Annotated in this window: 17 protein-coding genes; 11 read left to right on the top strand and 6 right to left on the bottom strand. The window is 72.7% G+C overall.

Annotated elements, in window-relative coordinates:
* Positions 1-213: 213 nt before the first annotated feature.
* The 6 genes from ACQRWP_RS24985 (at position 214) to ACQRWP_RS24960 (ending at position 7,088) form a co-directional block, all read left to right on the top strand.
* Positions 214-2,028, top strand: a complete 1,815-nt coding sequence (locus tag ACQRWP_RS24985) for a hypothetical protein (protein WP_430503283.1) — start codon at positions 214-216, stop codon at positions 2,026-2,028.
* A 23-nt stretch (positions 2,029-2,051) separates the two neighbouring features.
* The gene (locus ACQRWP_RS24980) at positions 2,052-3,026 is read left to right on the top strand and encodes an alpha/beta fold hydrolase (RefSeq protein WP_430498155.1); all 975 of its coding nucleotides are present in this window, start codon (positions 2,052-2,054) and stop codon (positions 3,024-3,026) included.
* 5 nt (positions 3,027-3,031) lie between these two features.
* Positions 3,032-3,880: a DUF3152 domain-containing protein gene (locus ACQRWP_RS24975; RefSeq protein ID WP_430498153.1), complete on the top strand. Its 849-nt coding sequence runs from the start codon at positions 3,032-3,034 to the stop codon at positions 3,878-3,880.
* A 187-nt stretch (positions 3,881-4,067) separates the two neighbouring features.
* Positions 4,068-4,805 (top strand): DUF3152 domain-containing protein, encoded by a 738-nt coding sequence (locus ACQRWP_RS24970; protein ID WP_430498151.1) that lies wholly within the window; start codon positions 4,068-4,070, stop codon positions 4,803-4,805.
* Positions 4,806-4,928: 123 nt separating this feature from the next.
* A complete protein-coding gene (gene moeZ / locus ACQRWP_RS24965; protein ID WP_196919866.1) occupies positions 4,929-6,110 on the top strand; it encodes an adenylyltransferase/sulfurtransferase MoeZ in 1,182 nt (393 codons plus the stop codon).
* A gap of 93 nt (positions 6,111-6,203) precedes the next feature.
* On the top strand, positions 6,204-7,088 hold the full coding sequence (locus ACQRWP_RS24960; RefSeq protein ID WP_430503282.1) for a squalene--hopene cyclase: 885 nt from the start codon (positions 6,204-6,206) through the stop codon (positions 7,086-7,088).
* Positions 7,089-7,203: 115 nt separating this feature from the next.
* Here the strand turns inward: ACQRWP_RS24960 and ACQRWP_RS24955 are convergent, their stop codons facing one another.
* Together ACQRWP_RS24955 and proB are read right to left on the bottom strand one after the other, a co-directional pair.
* The gene (locus tag ACQRWP_RS24955) at positions 7,204-8,445 is read right to left on the bottom strand and encodes a glutamate-5-semialdehyde dehydrogenase (protein ID WP_430498149.1); all 1,242 of its coding nucleotides are present in this window, start codon (positions 8,443-8,445) and stop codon (positions 7,204-7,206) included.
* A gap of 11 nt (positions 8,446-8,456) precedes the next feature.
* The gene (gene proB, locus ACQRWP_RS24950) at positions 8,457-9,614 is read right to left on the bottom strand and encodes a glutamate 5-kinase (RefSeq protein ID WP_430498147.1); all 1,158 of its coding nucleotides are present in this window, start codon (positions 9,612-9,614) and stop codon (positions 8,457-8,459) included.
* A 13-nt stretch (positions 9,615-9,627) separates the two neighbouring features.
* Here proB and ACQRWP_RS24945 point away from each other — a divergent pair, with 13 nt between their 5' ends.
* A complete protein-coding gene (locus ACQRWP_RS24945; protein ID WP_354946494.1) occupies positions 9,628-9,942 on the top strand; it encodes an MGMT family protein in 315 nt (104 codons plus the stop codon).
* An 81-nt stretch (positions 9,943-10,023) separates the two neighbouring features.
* On the opposite strand, the gene ACQRWP_RS24940 is transcribed toward ACQRWP_RS24945, so the two are convergent.
* Together ACQRWP_RS24940 and ACQRWP_RS24935 are read right to left on the bottom strand one after the other, a co-directional pair.
* Entirely contained in the window at positions 10,024-11,235 is a 1,212-nt protein-coding gene (locus ACQRWP_RS24940) for a hypothetical protein (protein WP_430498145.1), read from the bottom strand.
* Positions 11,228-11,791: a SigE family RNA polymerase sigma factor gene (locus tag ACQRWP_RS24935; protein WP_430498144.1), complete on the bottom strand. Its 564-nt coding sequence runs from the start codon at positions 11,789-11,791 to the stop codon at positions 11,228-11,230. Before ACQRWP_RS24935 ends, ACQRWP_RS24940 begins: the two co-directional genes overlap by 8 nt.
* A 168-nt stretch (positions 11,792-11,959) precedes the next feature.
* On the opposite strand from ACQRWP_RS24935, the gene ACQRWP_RS24930 reads away from it, so the two are divergent.
* Together ACQRWP_RS24930 and ACQRWP_RS24925 are read left to right on the top strand one after the other, a co-directional pair.
* Positions 11,960-13,375, top strand: a complete 1,416-nt coding sequence (locus ACQRWP_RS24930; RefSeq protein WP_430498142.1) for an MFS transporter — start codon at positions 11,960-11,962, stop codon at positions 13,373-13,375.
* A complete protein-coding gene (locus ACQRWP_RS24925; RefSeq protein WP_430498140.1) occupies positions 13,372-14,865 on the top strand; it encodes a pyridoxal phosphate-dependent decarboxylase family protein in 1,494 nt (497 codons plus the stop codon). Before ACQRWP_RS24930 ends, ACQRWP_RS24925 begins: the two co-directional genes overlap by 4 nt.
* Positions 14,866-14,925: 60 nt before the next feature.
* On the opposite strand, the gene ACQRWP_RS24920 is transcribed toward ACQRWP_RS24925, so the two are convergent.
* Positions 14,926-16,131 carry a hypothetical protein gene (locus tag ACQRWP_RS24920; RefSeq protein ID WP_430498138.1) on the bottom strand — a complete coding sequence of 402 codons (1,206 nt, stop codon included), beginning with the start codon at positions 16,129-16,131 and terminating at the stop codon, positions 14,926-14,928.
* A complete protein-coding gene (locus ACQRWP_RS24915; protein ID WP_430498136.1) occupies positions 16,124-16,684 on the bottom strand; it encodes an RNA polymerase sigma factor in 561 nt (186 codons plus the stop codon). Before ACQRWP_RS24915 ends, ACQRWP_RS24920 begins: the two co-directional genes overlap by 8 nt.
* A 319-nt stretch (positions 16,685-17,003) precedes the next feature.
* Between ACQRWP_RS24915 and ACQRWP_RS24910 the strand changes: the two genes are divergently transcribed.
* Positions 17,004-17,585 carry an NADH-quinone oxidoreductase subunit B gene (locus tag ACQRWP_RS24910; protein WP_430498134.1) on the top strand — a complete coding sequence of 194 codons (582 nt, stop codon included), beginning with the start codon at positions 17,004-17,006 and terminating at the stop codon, positions 17,583-17,585.
* Positions 17,586-17,858: 273 nt separating this feature from the next.
* On the top strand, positions 17,859-19,175 hold the full coding sequence (locus ACQRWP_RS24905; protein ID WP_430498132.1) for a DUF2252 domain-containing protein: 1,317 nt from the start codon (positions 17,859-17,861) through the stop codon (positions 19,173-19,175).
* The last annotated feature ends 13 nt before the right edge of the window (positions 19,176-19,188 follow it).

Below are 19,188 nucleotides of genomic sequence, written 5' to 3'. Positions count from 1 at the left end.
GACCGTCCGTCCTGGGCCGGCGGGGGCGACCCCGACCCCAGCAGCGCGTCGCCTGCGCGGCCGTCCTGGGCTGGGGGGTCCGATCCGACGCCGACCAGCGTGCCTCCGGCGCGGCCGTCCTGGGCCGGCGGGTCCGAGGCGGCGACCAGCGTGCCGCCGGTACGACCGTCCTGGGCTGGCGGGTCCGAACCGCCCGCGACCAGCGCGGCGTCGATGCGGCCGTCCTGGGCCGGCGGTGCCGATCCGGCACCGGCCAGCTCCCCGCCGACGCGACCCTCCTGGGCCTCCGGTCCGGCACCGGTCGACCCGCCCGCACCGGCCGAGGCGATACCTTCGGCACCCGCCGGGCCACCTCCGGCACCGGCCGGGCCACCTCCCACGCTGACCGACGCGCCACCGGCACCGGCAGGCCCGTCGCTGGTCGCGGAGCGTTCGTCCTGGACCGGCGGTTCGCCGACGGCGAGCAGTTCCCGGGCCGAGCGGCCGGACTGGTCCGAGGGTCGGCTCCCGGCCACCCCGGTCGAGCGCCCGTCGTGGCCGGCCAGCCGGTCGGCCAGCGCCGGTGGGGGCGACGGAGGCGAGACGCCCGGCCGGTCCCGGCCCGACGTCCGGCCGACCGCGCCGTTCCGGCTCCGTCCGGCGACACCCGAGCCCGGCCCGTCACCCGTCGAGTCGCCCCAACCGGCCGCGCCGGTCAACGACTCGCCTTCGACTGACGCCACCCCGTCCTCCACCGCAGCGGTCCCGCCCGCCGCCACGAAGGGTTCCGGCCGCCGCGATCAGCCCGCACCGGTGTCCGCCTCCGCCTACGCGGCGCGCCGATCCGCTCCCGACCCGACGTCGCCGGCCGACGATGGCCGACAGTCGGCCCCGAGCGCGGTGGTGCTGCCGCAGCGCGTCCCTGCGGAACCGGACGTGCCCGTCGTGCCGGAGCCGCCAGCCGTGGAGCCACCCGCCGAAACCCCGGAACTCGCCCGCATCGCCACCCACTTGCGTCGGGACGACGAGCCAGCTCCACTGCGGGAGCGCCCCGAGGGGTTCGATGTCAACGCCATCCTGGACGCCGTCCGGGAGGTGGCCGGTGTCCGCGACGCGGCCCTGCGCCGTACGCCGGCGGGGGCGCACAGTCTGCGACTGGACCTGGCCGACGGCGCCGACCCGGCCGAGGTGAGCCGGCAGGTGGCCCGGTTGCTCCAGGAGAGGATGGGGTTGGCCGCGGCCCCGCAGAACGTGCCCGGCCTGCCCAGCACGCCACCTCCGCCGGTGCGCCGTCGCGCAGCCGAGCCCGCCGAGCGGCGTACCCCGGAGACTCGAAACGCGGCTTTGCGCGATCCCGGCGAGGTTCGGGCGGCCGAACCGCCGACGGTCGTCCGTCCGCCCGGTGGTCGGGCCGAGGCCCCGCCGGCCGGCCCGGAGCAGCGGACCAGCACGGACCCGACGCGCCGCCGCCGGTCGAACGCCCCGCACCGGGGGCGCGCCACGGTGGAGGAACCCGGGTCGGTCTCGGCCGCGCCGGCCGGCGGCGCGACCGGTAGCCCGGCGACGCTGGGTACGTCGTACTCCGGTGGTCAGGTGACCACGACGGAGTCGGCGCCGTCCCGGCCGCTGGAGACCGGCGGTACGCCGGGGCCCCGGGTGGTGATCGACCACGTGCAGGTCAGCACCTTCGGCTTGGACGCGAACGTGGAGGTCCGGCTGCTGGCCGGCGGCGACAGCGCCTCCGGGTACGCCACCGGGCCGGCGGTGGACGGCTACGTGTTGCGGCTCTGCGCGGTGGCGGCGGCCGCCGCCGTGGACGAGTTGCTGCGGGGCGCCGAGAACGCCGAGCAGGGGCGCTGTTTCGTCGAACACGCGGCGGTGGTGCCGTTCGGCAATTGCGAGGTGGCCACAGTGGTTGCGCTACTGGTCTGTGAGGGCTGGGTCGAGCAGCTCGCCGGGTCGGCTCTGGTCGCGGGTGATCCGCGTCAGGCGGTGGTCCGGGCGACGCTGGCGGCGGTCAACCGTCGGCTGGAGGCGCTGCTGTCCTGAGTGGTTCGAGGCAGACTGGAGCAATGAGACGCGCCACCCTCTGGCCGGACCACCTGCTCCCCGACGACCGCGTTCCGCCGCCCTGGCCGGGCCGGGAAGTCCGCCTCGACGGACGGGTCACGTACGTGCGGGACACCCCGGCCACCGCCGCTGGCGCGGAGCCGGCGCTGTACGTGCACGGGTTGGGCGGGTCGTCGCAGAACTGGACCGACCTGGCCGGGCTGCTCGCCGACCGGCTGGACGGTCAGGCCATCGACCTGCCCGGCTTCGGCCGTAGCGAGCCGGGCCCGAGCTACACGATTCCGGCCTTCGCGGATCTGGTCGTCCGCTGGATCGAGCATTCCGGTCGAGGGCCGGTGCACCTGTTCGGCAACTCGCTGGGTGGCGCGGTCGCGGTCCAGGTCGCCGGGCTCCGGCCGGATCTGGTCCGCACCCTCACCCTGGTCTCTCCGGCGCTGCCGTTCCTGGATTTCCGGCGTTCGTTGCAGGGGCGGATGCTGCCGGTGCTCGCCATTCCCCGAGGTGAGCGGCTGGTCGCCCGGCACCTCACCCAGCTCGCGCCCGAGGTGATGGCCCAGCAGGTGCTGGAGGCGTGCGTCGCCGACCTCAGCCGGATCTGCGATCAGCGTCGGGCCGAGGCGCTGGAGGAGATCCGGGTGCGGTACGAGGCCGAGCACTACGCAGCCGCGTACGTCCGGACGTTCCGTGGGCTGGTCTCCAGCTTCCTGCGGGCGTACCTGCCGGGGCCGAGGTCGCTGTGGCGCCTCGCCGAGGCGGTACGCGCACCGACCCTGGTGGTGGGCGGTCTTCAGGACCGTCTGGTCGACGTGCGGGTCGCGCCGCAGACCGCCCGGGTCATCCCGGACAGCCGATTGATGATGCTCGAGGGCGTCGGCCATGTGGCGCAGTTGGAGGTTCCCCGGCTGGTTGCCCGGGCGGTGGTCGGCCTGCTCGCCGAAACGGAGGACGCCGCGGAGCGGTCTGATCTGGCAGGCTGACCTGGATGCCCAGCTCAGCCCGCCATCCTGCTCGCCGTCGGCGACGTTTCGCGCTGTTCGCCCAACTGGTGGCGGTGGTGGTGGCCGTCGGTGCGGCGGTGACCGTGATCGCCGAGGGGCCGGGTGGGCATCCCGGCGCCGACCGGTTGGCCGCCGAGGAGATCGGCGCGCCGCCGCCGCTGGTGGCCGGGCCGCTGCCGCCCGACCCCTCGCCCTCGGACGCGGTTCCGTCCAGCCCGCCCCCGGTGTTGCGGGTGCCCGGCGCGGTCCCGAGCGCCGGCACGGGCGGGTTCGGTTACGACGCCCGCTCGGGTCCGGTGCTGGGTCGGGCGGGTGAGCTGCGGCGTTACCGGGTCGCGGTGGAGTCGGGCAGTGACGAGGACGCCGCCGAGTTCGCCCAGGCGGTTGAGACGGCGCTAGCCGGGCCGGGCAGTTGGGTCGACAGCGGCAGGTTGCGGCTACAGCAGGTGCCGGGGGCTGCGCCTCGGGACTTCACCGTCTACCTGGCCACCGCCCGCACCGCGGGTCGGATGTGCGCGAGGGGCGGGGTGGACATCCGGATCGGCGGTCGCCCGTACACGTCCTGTCGGGCGCCCGGCCAAGTGATCATCAACCTGGATCGGTGGCGGTTGTCCGTGCCGCACTTCGTCTCGGCCGGCGTGCCGTTGACGGTCTACCGGACGTATGTGATCAACCACGAGGTGGGTCACCAGCTCGGGCATCGGCACGAGCGCTGCCCCGGTGCGGGCCGGCCGGCGCCGGTGATGATGCAGCAGACGCTCTTCCTCAACGGCTGCCGGGTCAACCCGTGGCCGTACCTGAACGGGCGTCGATACACCGGTCCCGCCCTGTGAGGTGATCGACCCGACACGACGACCATGAACCCTCCATCAGGCGTCTTGCGGCAATAGCTATGAAAACGGAGAAATGCCCGAATAATCTGGCAGGCTTGCTGTCATGACGCCGTCGTCCCCTCACGGCCCGCCCCGGCCGCCCGACCCTCGGTCGGCGTTACGGGGCGTACGTCCCGCGTTCGTTCGGATGCACCGGCGTCGTCGCCGCAGCATGCTGCTCGGCCTGCTCGTGCTCGCCGCCGCCATCGGCGTGACGGTCACCCGGGGCGGCGAGCCGTCAACCGAGCCTCCGGCCACCACCCAGGGCGGAATGGGCCATGGCGGTGGGGTGGCCGCGCACCCGGCGCCCACCGGCTATCCGTCGGTCGGAGCGGGACGCTTCACGGCAGCCGACGGCGAGACACCCGTGCACGGCACGGACGGGCCGCTGCACCGGTACCGGGTCGTCGTCGAACGCGGCGCGGGCCAGGACGCCGACGCGTTCGCCGCCACCGTGGACGAGGTGCTGGCCGACCCGCGCAGTTGGATCGCGTCCGATGAGCTGCGGGTGCAACGGGTGGCCGACGCCGGCGCCGCCGACTTCACCATCTACCTGGCCACCCCGGTCACATCCGAGCGGATGTGCGCCGAGGGCGGGTTGACCACCGAGCGCTACACCTCCTGTCGGCTGCCCGGTCAGGTCATCATCAACCTGGCCCGCTGGATGGAGGCGGTCCCCGACTACGGCGCTTCGCTGGACACCTACCGGACCTACGTCATCAACCACGAGGTGGGCCACGAGTTCGGCGAGGAGCACGAGGCGTGCCCCGGCCCGGGGGAGCCCGCTCCGGTGATGCAGCAGCAGACGTACGGCCTGCACGGCTGCGTCGCCAACGCCTGGCCCTACCTCGACGGCCGTCGCTACGCGGGGGACATCGTCCCCTGATCGACCGGGTAGTCGGTTATTCCCGCTCCCGCATACCGGACCACGTGTCGTCCCTCATGGCCGAGGGGGGCTCCCGCGAGCAACAATGGCGCGGTTCACACCGCCGATCCCGGGGAGTCCACCGTGTCGTTGCCCCCGCTCGTCGAGCCCGCCGCCGAGCTGACCGTAGACGAGATCCGCCGCTACTCACGTCACTTGATCATTCCGGACGTCGGGGTGACCGGCCAGAAGCGGCTGAAGAACGCCCGGGTGCTCTGTGTCGGCGCCGGTGGCCTCGGGTCGCCCGCTCTGATGTACCTCGCCGCGGCCGGGGTCGGCACGCTCGGCATCATCGACTTCGACACCGTCGACGAGTCCAACCTCCAGCGTCAGATCATCCACGGCGTCTCCGACATCGGCCGGTCCAAGGCCGAGTCCGCCGCCGCGTCGATCCGCGAGATCAACCCCCTGGTCAACGTGGAGATCCACAACACCGCGCTGGACCGCGAGAACGTCCGCGAGATCTTCGCCCAGTACGACCTGATCGTCGACGGCACCGACAACTTCGCCACCCGCTACATGGTCAACGACGCGGCGGTGCTGCTGGGTAAGCCGTACGTCTGGGGCTCGATCTACCGCTTCGACGGCCAGGCGTCGGTGTTCTGGGCCGAGCACGGCCCCTGCTACCGCTGCCTCTACCCGGAGCCGCCGCCGCCCGGCATGGTCCCCTCCTGCGCCGAGGGTGGCGTGCTCGGGGTGCTCTGCGCGTCGATCGGTTCGATCCAGGTGAACGAGGCGATCAAGCTGCTCACCGGCATCGGTGAGCCGCTGGTCGGCCGCCTGATGGTCTACGACGCCCTGGAGATGGAATACCGCAAGATCAAGGTCCGCAAGGACCCGAACTGCGCGCTCTGCGGCGACAACCCGACGGTCACCGACCTGCTGGAAGACTACGAGGACTTCTGCGGCGCGGTCTCCGAGGAGGCCCAGGAGGCGACGCTCGACTCGACCATCACCGCCCTGGAGCTCAAGGAGTGGCAGGACGCCGGCAAGGACATCTTCCTCGTCGACGTACGGGAGCCGGCCGAGTACGAGATCGTCCAGATCCCGGGTGCCACCCTGATCCCCAAGGGCGACATCATCTCCGGTGAGGCCCTCGCGAAGCTGCCGCAGGACCGGCAGATCGTGCTGCACTGCAAGTCCGGCGTCCGCTCGGCGGAGGCGCTCGCCGCGCTCAAGGCGGCCGGTTTCAAGGACGCCGTGCACGTGCAGGGCGGCGTGCTCTCCTGGATCAAGCAGATCGACCCGTCGCTCCCCGCTTACTGACGATCGGGCCGGGGCGGCCACGCGGCCGTCCCGGCAAATCGACGCAGATGACGCCGAGCGGCCGTGCGGCCGGAGCGACGCAGCCATTCCGGGCTGGCCGATTCTCCGAGGCGGCATCGCGTCTGCGCAGGTAGCGTCTCCGCCGTGGTCGACTTGGAAGCCGCGATCGGGTTCGTCGTGGCGCATGGGGATGCGGTGGAACGCGCCCGCCTTTCCTGGCTCCGCAACGGCACCGCCGTGCCCGCCGAATTGCTGGAGACGGCCGAGGTCGGCCAGTCACCAGACGGCGGTTGGCCGGCCACCTGGGGCGGCGAGATCGCCTCTATCGACGCCACCTGCTTCCGGCTCGCCGAGCTGGACGACCTGGGCGCGCTCGGCCGTCCCGCCGCCCGCCGCGCACTGGACTGGCTGGCGTCCCGGCAGCAGGCCGACGGCGGTTGGGAAGAGGACGCGTCGCTGGCCGACTCGGCACCGGAGTGGGCCCGGCCCGGCGACCCGGAGGCCGGGTTCCTCGTGTCGGCCAACGCCGGCTTCTGGCTCACCGTCGCCGGTCTGGACGCCCGGGCCTCGGGCCCGCTCGACCATCGGGTCGGCGGGGCGTACGCCGGGGTGGTGCAGGCGGCGGCCCACTCGCTCGCCGCGCGGCTGCGCCCGGACGGTAGCTGGCCGTCGTACCTCGCCGCCGGCTGGCTGAGCGCGGCCGTGCTGCACCGGCAGGAGATGTTCCAGGAGTCCGCCCGGATCCAGGTGGTGCTCGCCGAGCGGATGCCGAAGATGTCCTCCGGGGACGTGGCGTGGCTGGCGGCCACGTTGCGCCGCGCCGGCGTCGACCCACAGGACTGGATCATGGTGCGGGCGCTGCGCCGGCTGACCGAGACCCAGCGCAGCGACGGCGGCTGGGAGAGCGACGACGGCCACCAGTTCGACGTACACGCCACCCTGTCAGCGATCCGCGCGGCCCGCCCCAAGCCCAGCTGACCCCCGCGCGCCCCCGTCTGCGGCGACCTTGCAGTAGCTGTCGCCGATGTGCGCCGAATGCACCTTATGTCGACGCAGTAAGTGCAAGATCGCCGCGGGGGGTCAGGCGCGGGGCTTAGCGCAGGTGGCCGTCGCCGGTGACGACGTACTTGGTGCTGGTCAGCTCGGGGAGGCCCATCGGGCCGCGGGCGTGCAGCTTCTGGGTGGAGATGCCGATCTCCGCGCCGAAGCCGAACTCGCCCCCGTCGGTGAACCGGGTCGAAGCGTTCACCATCACCGCCGCCGCGTCCACCCGCGCGACGAAGTCGCGGGCCGCACTCGCCGAGTCGGTGACGATCGCCTCGGTGTGCCCGGTGCCGAAGCGGCGGATGTGCGCGACCGCCGCGTCCAGTGAGTCGACCACCGCCACCGAGATGTCGGCGGACAGGTACTCGGTGGCGTAGTCCTCCTCGGTCGCCGGCACCACGGCGGCGGAGTGGGCGGCCACCTCGGGTGAGCCGTGCACGGTCACCCCCGCCTCGGCGAACGCGGCCAGCACCGGCGGCAGGAACGCGTCGGCGATGCCCGCGTGCACCAGCAGCGACTCGGCGGTGTTGCAGGTGGAGAGGCGTTGCGTCTTGGCGTTCAGCGTCACCGCGACGGCCTTCGCCAGGTCGGCGGCGGCGTCGACGTAGACGTGGCAGTTGCCCACCCCGGTTTCGATCACCGGCACTGTCGACTCCTCGACCACGGTGCGGATCAGCGACGCGCCACCGCGCGGAATGAGCACGTCGACGAGCCCTCGGGCGCGCATCAGCTCCTTGACCGAGTCACGGGAGCTGGCGTCGAGCAACTGCACCGCGTCGGCGGGCAGACCGGCCCCGGCGACCGCGTCGCGCAGCACCGCGACCAGCGCGGCGTTCGAGTGCGCGGCCGACGACGACCCGCGCAGCAGCGCCGCGTTGCCGGACTTGAGGCAGATCCCGGCGGCGTCCACTGTCACGTTGGGCCGCGCCTCGTAGATGATGCCGACCACACCGAACGGCACCCGGATCTGGCGCAGCTCCAGGCCGTTGGGCAGGGTGGACCCGCGGACCACCTCACCGACCGGGTCGGGCAACGCGGCCATCTCACGCAGCGCGTCGGCGATGCCGGCAACCCGACCCGCGTCGAGCGCGAGCCGGTCCAGCACGGCCGCGCTCAGCCCGGCCTCACGGCCGGCCGCCAGGTCCGTCTCGTTCGCGGTCAGGATTTCCGGGGTACGCGCCACCAGCGCGTCGGCCATCGCCACCAGCGCGGCGTCCTTGACCGTACGCGTGGCCACGGCCAACTCCGCGGCGGCGTCCCGCGCCCGTCGCGCCTGCTCAACGACGCTCATGCCAGCACTCCTCACAGCAGGACGAGGTCGTCTCGGTGGACGACCTCTCGTTCGTACGCCGGGCCGAGCGCCGCGGCGAGTTCGGACGTGGAGCGGCCGAGCAGCCCGGGCAGCTCCACCGCGTCGTAGTTGACCAGCCCTCGGGCGACCGATGCGCCGGCGGTGTCCACCAGGTCCACCGGGTCGCCGGCAGTGAACGTGCCGTCCACGGCGGTGATGCCGGCCGGGAGCAGCGACTTGCGCCGCCCGACGACGGCGGCGACCGCGCCCGGGTCGAGGTGCAGCCGCCCTCGGGGCGAGGTGGCGTGGGCCAGCCAGAACAGCCGGGCCGTCGGGCGTTGCCGCTGCGGGTGGAAGAGCGTGCCGACCGGTTCGCCGGCCAGCGCCGGCGTGGCCAGGTCGGCGGCGGTGAGCACCACCGGGATGCCGAAGCCGGTGGCGATCCGGGCCGCCTCGACCTTGGTCACCATGCCGCCGGTGCCAACGCCGGACCGGCCGGCCCCGCCGATGGTGATGCCGGCGAGGTCCGCGTCGTCGCGCACCTCGGCGATCCGGGTCGAGCGCGGATTGGTGGGGTCGCCGGTCCAGAGCGCGTCCACGTCGGAGAGGAGCACCAGCAGGTCGGCGTGCACCAGCGCGGCCACCAGGGCGGCCAGCCGATCGTTGTCGCCGAACCGGATCTCCTGGGTGGCCACCGTGTCGTTCTCGTTGACGATCGGCACCGCCCGCAGGTCGAGCAGCTTGCGCAGCGTCCGGTACGCGTTGCGGTAGTGCGCTCGCCGCGTCACGTCGTCGACGGTGAGCAGCACCTGCCCGACGGTGCGGCCGTGTCGGGCGAAGCTGGCCGCGTACCGGCCGATCAGTAGCCCCTGCCCGACACTGGCGGCGGCCTGCTGGGTGGCCAGGTCGCGCGGGCGTCGGGACAGCCCGAGTGGGGCGAGCCCGGCGGCGATGGCGCCGGAGGAGACCAGCACCACCTCTCGCCCTTCGGCGGTGAGCCGACCGAGGGTGTCGACCAGCGTGTCGACGCGCTCGTCGGCCAACCCGCCGGTGGCGGTGGTCAACGAGGAGGATCCGATCTTGACGACGACCCGCCGGGCCGTCGTGACTGCGTCGCGCACCCGACCATTCTGCGTGGTCACGGCCGCACCGCCCGGCGGCGTTCCCATATGGTGGCGGATTGTGACTCCTGACGAGTACGTCGAGGCGGTGCTCGACCTGGTCGAGCGGATCCCGGAGGGCCGGGTCATGTCGTACGGCGGGGTGGCCGACGCGCTGTCCGAGCGCTCGGGACGTGCCTCGGCCCGGCTGGTCGGCAACATCATGGCCCGGCACGGGGGCTCGGTGCCCTGGCATCGGGTGGTTACCGCGAGTGGTCGACTGCCGCCGGGGCACGAGCGGGAGGCGCGGGCCCGACTGCGGGCCGAGGGAGTGCCGCTGCGCGGCGAGGGGGTGGACATCGCGGCGGCGGGCTGGTCGCCGGAGGAGGGGTTGTGATCACCGGCGGGCGTGACCGGTGACGGGCAGGACGTGCGACGGTGCCCCGCCCCGGCAGGGGACGAGGCACCGTGCTGTCGTTCAGAGTGGCAGTGGGGATCGCACCTCGTTGTCGGTCCGTTTCAGGTCGGGCCACCAACGGTCCTGTGCGTCGCAGTGGGCGACGAGGAACCTCCGGGTGATCGCGTCGGGCCCCGGCTGGCCGGGCACCAACTGGACGAACGTGTAGCGGCGCGATTCACCGACCGGCACGCCGGGCAGCAGGCACGACGGTTGATCGGCCTGCGGCGCCGGGTCCGGGTCGCACCGGGACCAGTCTCCGCCGGCCCGCTCGCCGCCCTCGATGGAGTGGAACGCGACCTGGGCCGCCTCGACCGGCCCGGCGTTGGTCACGGTGAAGACCGTTGTGAGTTCGCGTCGGGTGTCCGCTCCCGGAACGTCGACGAGCTGGTGGGTCATGGTCATCCGTAGATCGGTGAGCCGGGGGTCCTTGCCGAACGTCGTGGGGCCGTCCGTCTGGCTGAACCGCTGCCCGTTCCATCGGTACGTCCGCACCTGCTCCCGCCGCAGGTACTCAGGGATGCGGCAGCACGGCACGATGTCGGCCACCTGCACCTTGACCGACCCGGCCGGGGTGGTCTCCACCCCGAGAATGTCGTCGAACCCGTCGCCGGTCCGGACCACTCGGCCCACCGTCACGATCCGGCCGTCCCGGGCCCGGTCGAAGGCCACCACCTGCTTCGCAGACGCCTCCCCGTACCGGCAGGCGACGATGGCGATGGTTTCGACGGCCCCGTCACCGTCGACGTCACCATGCTCGAACGCGTCGTCGGTCAGCATCGACACGTAGATCTTCGTCGTGTCGGTCTGCAGACGTACGTTCGAGGTGGCGCAGCCGCCCGCCGACATGCCCGGCGGCCAGCTCGGCAGGTCGATCCGGGCGGCGAGCAGTTGGGCCCGACTGATTCGCCCGTCGGGGCCGGCCGGGGCATCGGTGCTCGGCGTCGGCGATCCGGTCGGCGGTGGCGTCGGCGGTGCGGAGGTCGGCGGGGCGGTGGGTTGGACGGACTCCGCCGGCACGGGCCTGTTCTGGTCATGGCGCAGTGCGGCGTTGGCGACGACGGGGGCCACCACCAGGACGACCGCCGCAGCGGCCACGGCCGCCACCGTCATCCGTCGGCGTCGGCGGAGGAGCTGCCGGGCCTGGTCGGGGCCGGGGCCACTGACCTTAGTGACCACGTCATTGCGGTACGCGGTGAACCGCTCGCGCAGTCGCGGGTCGAGGTCAGACATCGCACACCCCCTCGGTGTTCTCGTCGAGCAGTCCGGCCAGGGTCGTCCGGCCACGGTGCAACCAGGACTTCACGGTGCCCTCGGCCACCCCTTCCTGGGCGGCGATCTGGCTGACGGGCAGGTCGGCCAGGTAGTGCAGGATGACCGCTCGGCGATGGTTGGCGGGTAGCTGCGCCAGCGCCGCGTCGATCGCCACCCGGTCGGGGGTCGGACCGGCCACCTCCGCCTCGGCGCGTCGCTGCCGTAGCAGGTGGTTGCGGGCGGTACGCAAGCGTCGCCAGCGGCTCCGGGCCAGGTTCCAGGCGACCTGCCGGACCCAGGCCACCGGGTCGTCGTAGCGGACCAGGCGGTCCCAGCGGGCCAGCGCTCGGTAGAACGCCTCCTGGGCCAGGTCCTGCGCGTGTCCCAGATCCCCGGTGTACGCACACAGTTGGGCGGTCACGCTGCCGAAATGCGCGTGGTAGAAGTCGTCGAAGGTGATTGTCGCCGCGACCACTCCACCGGCGGTCCGTGCCGCCGGTGGCTCATTGGCGCGGGCTCCCATCGTTGCTGCCACTGCCCCTCCCCGTTGCCGCCAGGCTGGTCTGCCCTGGGCACCGGTAACACTCCGACACAGTGACGGCGGTTGCGGGCCGGCGCTGCCGTCAACCTGACTGTTCGGCCGTGCGCACCAGGGCCGGCAGGTTGGTCAGCCTTCGACAGAACGTGAGTAACATTCGGGCCCATGAAAACGCCGCCGGGCGCCGGCTCGTCAGCCAACGGCCCGCTGCCCCGATCGGTGCACGCCGGCTACGCGCTCGGTTCACTGGCGACCGGGGCGTTCGGCACCGTGCCCGGCCTGCTGTTGCTGCCGTACCTGACCGACACGCTGGGCGTGGCCGCCGGGCTGGCCGCCCTGCTGGTGTTGCTGCCCAAGGCCTGGGACGTGCTGGTCAACCCGGTCGCCGGGCGGATCTCCGACCGCACCCGGTCGCGGTGGGGAGCCCGCCGGCCGTACCTGCTCGTCGCCGGCCTCGCGCTCGCCGTCCTGTTCGCGTCGATCTTCGCCGCGCCCTTCGGCAACGGTCCGGCCGCCGTGGCGTACGTGGCGTTCGCCTTCCTCGCCACCGCCACCGCGTTCGCCTTCTTCCAGGTGCCGTACGTGGCGATGCCGGCGGAGCTGACCGGCGACTACGCCGAGCGCACCCGGTTGATGACCTGGCGGATCGCGGTGCTGGCGCTCGCCATCCTGGTCTCCGGCGCTGTCGCGCCGCTGGTGGTGAGCGCCGGTGGTGACGGTGTGGCCGGGCACCGCTGGATGGGCCTGTTCGTGGCGGTGCTGATCGCCCTCGGCGCCCTCGGCGCGTTCCTGGGCACCCGGTCCGCGCCGACCGGCACTGTGGGCGAGAGCGAGCCGAGTCTGCGCGCCCAGCTCGCCGTGGCCGGTGCCAACCGTCCGTTCCGGGCACTGCTGATCTGCTTCGTGGTGCAGTCCGCCGGGGTGGCGACGATCCTGGCCGGGGTCAACTACTTCGCGGGGCAGATCCTGCGCGACGAGGAGAGCGGTCCGACAGTGCTCTTCGTCTGCTTCGTCGGGCCGGCGCTGCTGGTGATGCCGATCTGGAGCCGGATCGGTGCCCGGCTGGGCAAGCGGACTGCGCTGGTGGTCGCCTCGCTGATCCTCGCCGTCGGTGCGTTCGCCCTGGTCGCCGCGCCGGTGCTGCCGTCGGTCGCCGTCTATCTCGTGGTCGCGCTGATCGGCGTCGGGTACGCCGGGCAGCAGGTCTTCGCGCTGGCGATGTTGCCGGACTGCATCGCGCACGAGACGGCCCGCACCGGTCGACGGCAGGCGGGCGTCTTCACCGGGGTGTGGACCGCCGGGGAGACCTTCGGCCTGGCGCTCGGCCCGGGCATCTACGGACTGGTGCTCCAGCTCTCCGGCTACGTGTCCTCCGACACCGGCTCGGCGGCGGCCCAGTCCGACACGGCGAGGCTGGGCGTGCTGCTCGGCTTCACGCTGATCCCGGCCCTGCTGATCGCCCCTCCGATCCTCCTGCTCCGCCAGTACACCCTCACCGCTCACAGCGACCTGGTCGGTCATGGAGTTGTGTCGGGGGACGAAAGCCGTGACCGTCACGAGAAGGGCACCGTAACTCCATGATCGACGAGAACAGGGTTGAGGCTGGGGCGCTTTCCGCTACCGGGGTTCCGGCGGAACGGGTTCTTGAAGAGGTACGGGAGCTGCGGGCGAGTGACGCGCCCACCCACGGGGGACGGCTGTTCGCGTACGTCTACGACCCGGCGGTGCCGGGGCTGGACGAACTGGCCGCCGCCGCCCACCGGGAGAGCGCGCACGTCAACGGGTTGGACCCGACCGCGTTCCCGTCCCTGCTGGCCATGGAGAACGCGCTGGTCGGCGCCGCCGGCCGGGTGCTGGGCGCCGGCCCCGGGACCACCGCCCCGGAGGTCGTCGGCAGCGTCACCAGCGGCGGCACCGAGTCACTGATCCTCGCCGTCAAGACCGCCCGCGACGCCCACCCGGAGATCGCCGCACCCCGGATCGTGGTGCCGTCGAGCGCGCACGCGGCATTCGCCAAGGCGGCGCACTACCTGCGGGTGGCGCTGGACGTCGTGCCGGTCTCCCCGGAGACGCTGCGTCCCGACCCGGCCGCGATGGCCGCCGCGATCCGCCCGGAGACGGTGCTGGTCGCCTGCTCCGCGCCGTCGTACGCGCACGGGGTGGTGGACCCGGTCACGCAGATCGCGGCCGCCGCCGCCGAGGCCGGGGTGCGCTGCCACGTGGACGCCTGCTTCGGCGGCTGGACCCTGCCGTACCTGCGCCGGCTCGGGGAGCCGGTGCCGCCGTTCGACTTCGCGGTGCCCGGGGTCACCTCCATCTCGGTCGACCTGCACAAGTACGCGTACGCGCCGAAGGGGGTGTCGGTGCTGCTGCACCGCGACGCCACGCTGCGCGCCCCGCAGTACTTCGCGTACGCCGACTGGCCCGGCTACACGATGATCAACCCGGTGATCGCGTCCACCCGCTCGGGCGGCCCGATCGCCGCCGCGTACGCCACAGTGCGGCACCTCGGCGACGACGGTTACCTGCGGCTCGCCGCCATCACCCGGGACGCGGTAGCCGGGCTGGCCGATGCGGTCCGTGCCGTCGACGGGCTGCGGCTGATCGCCGAGCCGGAGTCGACAGTCGTCTGCTTCACCGCCACCGAGGGTGGCCCCGACCTGTTCGTCCTGGTCGACGAGCTGACCGCGCGGGGCTGGCACACCCAACCCCAGCTGTCGTACGACGGCCTGCCCGCCAGCGTGCACCTCACGGTGACCGCCGCGGTCGCGCCCCGGGTCGCGGAGTTCGGGCCGGACCTGACCGACGCGGTGGCCGCAGCCCAGGCGGCCGGTCCGGTCGCCCTTCCGCCCGAACTGACGGCGCTGGCGACGTCGCTGACCCCGGACGCGCTGACCCCGGAGCTGGTCGCGGGCCTGGCCGCCGGGCTGGGCATGGGCGGCGAACCCGACGGTGCGCCGCTGCCGAAGCGGATGGCGGTGGTGAACACGCTGCTCGACGCCGCGCCGCCGGCGCTGCGGGAGCGGCTGCTGGTCGAGTTCGTCGGCCTGCTGCAACGTCCCACCTGGTGACCGGAGCGCCGGCCGCGTCGTACGCCCCCGTGACGTACGTCGCGGCCGGCGACCGGAGCCTCACCGGTAGGTCATCCGCACCTGGTTGTCGGCGTCGTTGATCTCCAACAGGTTGCGGAATCCGGCGTCCATCGCCCAGACACGCACGTCGGCCTTCCCCGTGCCCAGCGCGACCCCCTCGGCCACCCGGAAGCTGAGGTCCAGCCGCACCTCCGCCCCCGCTGCCAGCCGACCGAGGAGGCAGGTCACCGGCTCGCTGGAGTGCTGGGGCTCGCCCCCGCACGGGGCCCATCCGTCGACGTCCGGACGCACCGCCGCGGGTACGCCGAGCTGTAGGTCCACACGTTCGACCGGCTTGGTGCCCCGGTTGCGAACCCGCACTGTGGCCGTACCCGTGCGGGAGCCGTCGTCCGCCGTGGTCAGCACGAGGTCGGTGGCGGTGACCGAGACGTCCGCCGAGTGCGGATTCTGGCCGAAGGTCCTCGGCCCGGAGACCTGGGCGAAGCCGTCGCCGTTCCAGCGGTAGCCCCGCCACTGCCGCTGCGACCACTCGCCGGGCCAGCCACCCCCGGGAGCGATGTCACCGACCTGCACGCGGACCGTGCCGTCGCTCACGGCATCCAGCGCGAACAGCCACTGCGGCTTGTCGATGGTGGTCGCGACCACCCGGCCGAGCGTGATCACCTTTCCTTCCTCGTCGCGGTCGAAGGCGACCACCTGCATCGGCCCGCGGGTGCCGAGCACGCACTGGACGAGCGCCACCGTCTCCACCGCGCCGTCCCCGTCGAGGTCGCCGTGGTCGAGTGCCAGGAGCGAGTTCTCGCCCTCCCGGCCCTCCGCGGTGAGCCGAGTCTGCGACGTCGGACAGCCTGGTCCGGCCCGCCAGGCCGGCAGGTTCACCGGTGCCCCCAGCAGTTGGGCCCGGCTGAGCCGGCCGTCCGGCACGGTTGTGGTCGGGCTGGCACTGGTCCCGGCAGGGCTGGGGGTTGGACTCGGCGGCGGCGTCGGCGTCGGTGACACCGAGATGCTCGGCGTCGGATCGACCGGACCGGGCCGGTGGTCCGGCCCGCTCAGCGCCGCGTATCCGACGGCCGACCCGCCGAACAGAGCGAGCGCCGTCGTGGCGGTGGCAGCCAGCCGACGCCGGCCGCGGCCTCGTACGGTCCGTCGAACGGCGGCGGGTCCCGGCGCCTCGACCTCCGCCAGCGCGGTACGGCGGTAACTGGCGAACGCTTCGGCGAGGTCAAGGGTCTCCTGCTCAGACATCCCGCACCTCCTCGTTGGTGTCGCGTAGGTAGGTGGCGAGTGCGGTTCGGCCCCGGTGCAGCCAGGACTTGACCGTCCCTTCGGCGACCTGTTCCTGGGCGGCGATCTCCGCGACCGTCAGGTCGGCGAGGTAGTGCAGTACGACGGCCCGCCGCTGCTTCGGCGGCAACTTCGCCAACGCCGCGTCGACGGCGACCCGGTCCGGGCTCGGCTCCGCAACGTGTGTCTCCCGCTGCCGCAGCAGCCACAGCTGGGCGGTCCGCAGCCGCCGCCAGCGGTTGTGGCCCAGGTTCCAGGCGACCTTCCGGACCCAGGCCAGGGGGTCCTGGTATCCGGCGAGCCGGTCCCAGCGGGCGTACGCTCGACAGAACGCCTCCTGAACCAGCTCCTGCGCCTGCCCACGGTCGCCCGTGTACGCGGTCAGCTGCACCACCAGGCCGCGAAAGTGGGCGTGGTAGAAGTCGTCGAAGACCAGCTCTGCCGGCGCGGAGGTTGCGGTTCCCGGTGGGTCCGGCGGGCGTCCACCCACCCGCACATCGCGTGTCACAAGCACTCGTCCTCCCCGTGGCGACTGCGGGCGGTGTGTTCGCCAGCACCGGTCACACAAGCGAGCCAGCCGGTAGGTTGCGCGTCAATCGGCGCCGATCCGTTGTCGGGTACGGGACAACTGGCCCGCGCCACCAGAGAGGCTCCGGCGGCGCGGGCTTTGAACCGGCGGGCCCGGCGACGGTTGCAGGCAATAGGCCCCGTCGGGTTGTCAGGTGCGTGACAGGCGGCGAGACTCCGAGCGCCGGCGGGGATCGTGACCGGCCCCAACGGGTACGCGCCGGAGCTGTGATTGACTGTTCGACGGGGGCAGGAGGGAGGCGGTCGTGCAGCTGCCGGCAGTGCTCGGTGAGCCGATCCGGTTCGTGCTGAACTGGGGGCGCCGCTACTCGCTCTGGGTTTTCAACTTCGGTCTGGCCTGCTGTGCCATCGAGTTCATCGCCACCAGCATGGGTCGGCACGACTTCATCCGACTCGGCGTGATCCCGTTCGCCCACGGCCCCCGCCAGGCCGACCTGATGGTGGTCTCCGGCACGGTGACCGACAAGATGGCCCCGGCGATCAAGCGGCTCTACGACCAGATGCCCGAGCCGAAGTACGTCATCTCGTTCGGCGCCTGCTCCAACTGCGGCGGCCCCTACTGGGATTCGTACTCGGTGACCAAGGGTGTCGACCAGCTCATCCCGGTCGACGTGTACGTGCCCGGTTGCCCGCCCCGGCCGGAGGCGCTGCTGCACGGCATCCTGCGCCTGCAGGAGAAAATCGCCGCCGAGCAGTCCGGCATCGGGGGTGTGCCGCAACGGGACGTGCTGGCCTCGCCGCTGGACGCCCCGCCCCGCGAGGCCGCCGCACCACGCTCGGTCGAATCGCTCACCGCCCCACCGGTACGCCCACCCACCGCGAGCTGAGGGCGGAAAGCCGCCACCCGGCGTTGATCCGGGCGCCGGCCGTCCGCTGGTAGGTCAGCTGGTCGGCAAGGCCAGGCTGAACGTGACGGTGTTGTCGCTCGGGTCGACGTCGGGGATCGTTTCCATCCAGTACCTGTCGCCCGCTCTTGGCAGCGACGCGATCGACCAACGTGACAGTGGTGTCCGGGCCCCCGCGCCGTGACCCAGACAGCATGATCGATGGATGGGCCGTTCGCCGCCCAGTTGTGGACCCGCCGCACTAGCCTGCGCACTATGAGCAGCTCAGCGGACCAGCGGTCCACCCACATCGTCGACGTGCTCACCGAGGAGTTCGGCGCGTCGATGGCGATCGACCCGGCCGCCTTCCGCCGCAAGTTCCGCAAGATGGCGGCTTCGCCGTTCGCCTTCTACCGGGGCAGCGCCGCGCTGTTCTACGCCGACCAGCTCGGCGACTTCGCCGACGACCGGTTCTCCGACGAGCAGACCAGCCGGGTGTGGATCCACGGTGACCTGCACGCGGAGAACTTCGGCACCTACATGAACGCCTCCGGGCAGCTGGTGTTCAACGTCAACGACTTCGACGAGGCGTACGTCGGGCCGTTCACCTGGGACCTGCGTCGGCTCGCGGCCAGCGTGGCGCTGCTCGGCTACGGCAAGGCGCTCTCCGACACGGCCATCGGGGAGCTGGTGGCCGGGTTCGCCCGGTCGTACCTGACCGAGCTGCGGGCCATCGCCGCCGGCGGTGACGACGCGATCGGTTCGATCACCCTGGACAACGCCGACGGGGTGCTGCGCCGGGTTCTCCAACGGGCCCGGCTCAATACCCGCGTCGACCTGCTCGCCGCGCAGACCACCATCGACAACTACGAGCGACGCTTCTCCATCGGCGACGGGGTCTTCGAGATCGACGACGCCACCCGGGACCTGGTCAGCGTCGCCTTCCAGGACTACCTGGGCACCCTGCCAACCGCCTCGACGCAGCTGCGCCCGGTGGCGGCACGGATCAAGGACGTGGTGCTGCGCAAGGGCGTGGGCATCGGCTCGGCCGGGCTGCCGTCGTACAACCTGCTGCTGGAGGGGCACACCCAGGCGCTGGAGAACGACGTCGTCATCTACATGAAGCAGGCGCAGGTGCCGGCCGTCGCGCGGTACGTCACCGACGAGTCGGTCCGCGGCTACTTCCAGCACCAGGGCCACCGGACCGCCGAGTCGCAGCGGGCGTTGCAGGCGCACGCCGACCCGTGGCTGGGCTTCACCGAGCTGAATGGGACCGGTCAGCTGGTCGCCGAGGTCTCCCCATACGCCGCCGACCTGGACTGGTCGGACGTGAACGAGCCGGAGGAGCTGACCGGTGTTCTCGTCGACCTTGGCCGGGCGGTGGCCCGGATGCACTCGGTCGCCGACGACGAATCCAGTCACGACCTGGTGGACTACTCCACCGAGGAGGCGATCGTCGCGGCGGTGGACGCCGACGAGGCGGGCTTCGTAGCCCACCTGGTGGATTTCGCGCACGCGTACGGGGTGCGCGCCCGCCAGGACCACCAGCTCTTCGTCGACCTGTTCCGCAACGGTCGACTGCCGGGCATCTGAGCGGGCGCGGCCT

It is taken from the genome of Micromonospora trifolii, assembly GCF_050516465.1.
Lineage (GTDB): Bacteria > Actinomycetota > Actinomycetes > Mycobacteriales > Micromonosporaceae > Micromonospora > Micromonospora trifolii.
Note: the sequence above shows the minus strand (reverse complement) of the source record. Positions and strands in the feature narration are given on the sequence as shown.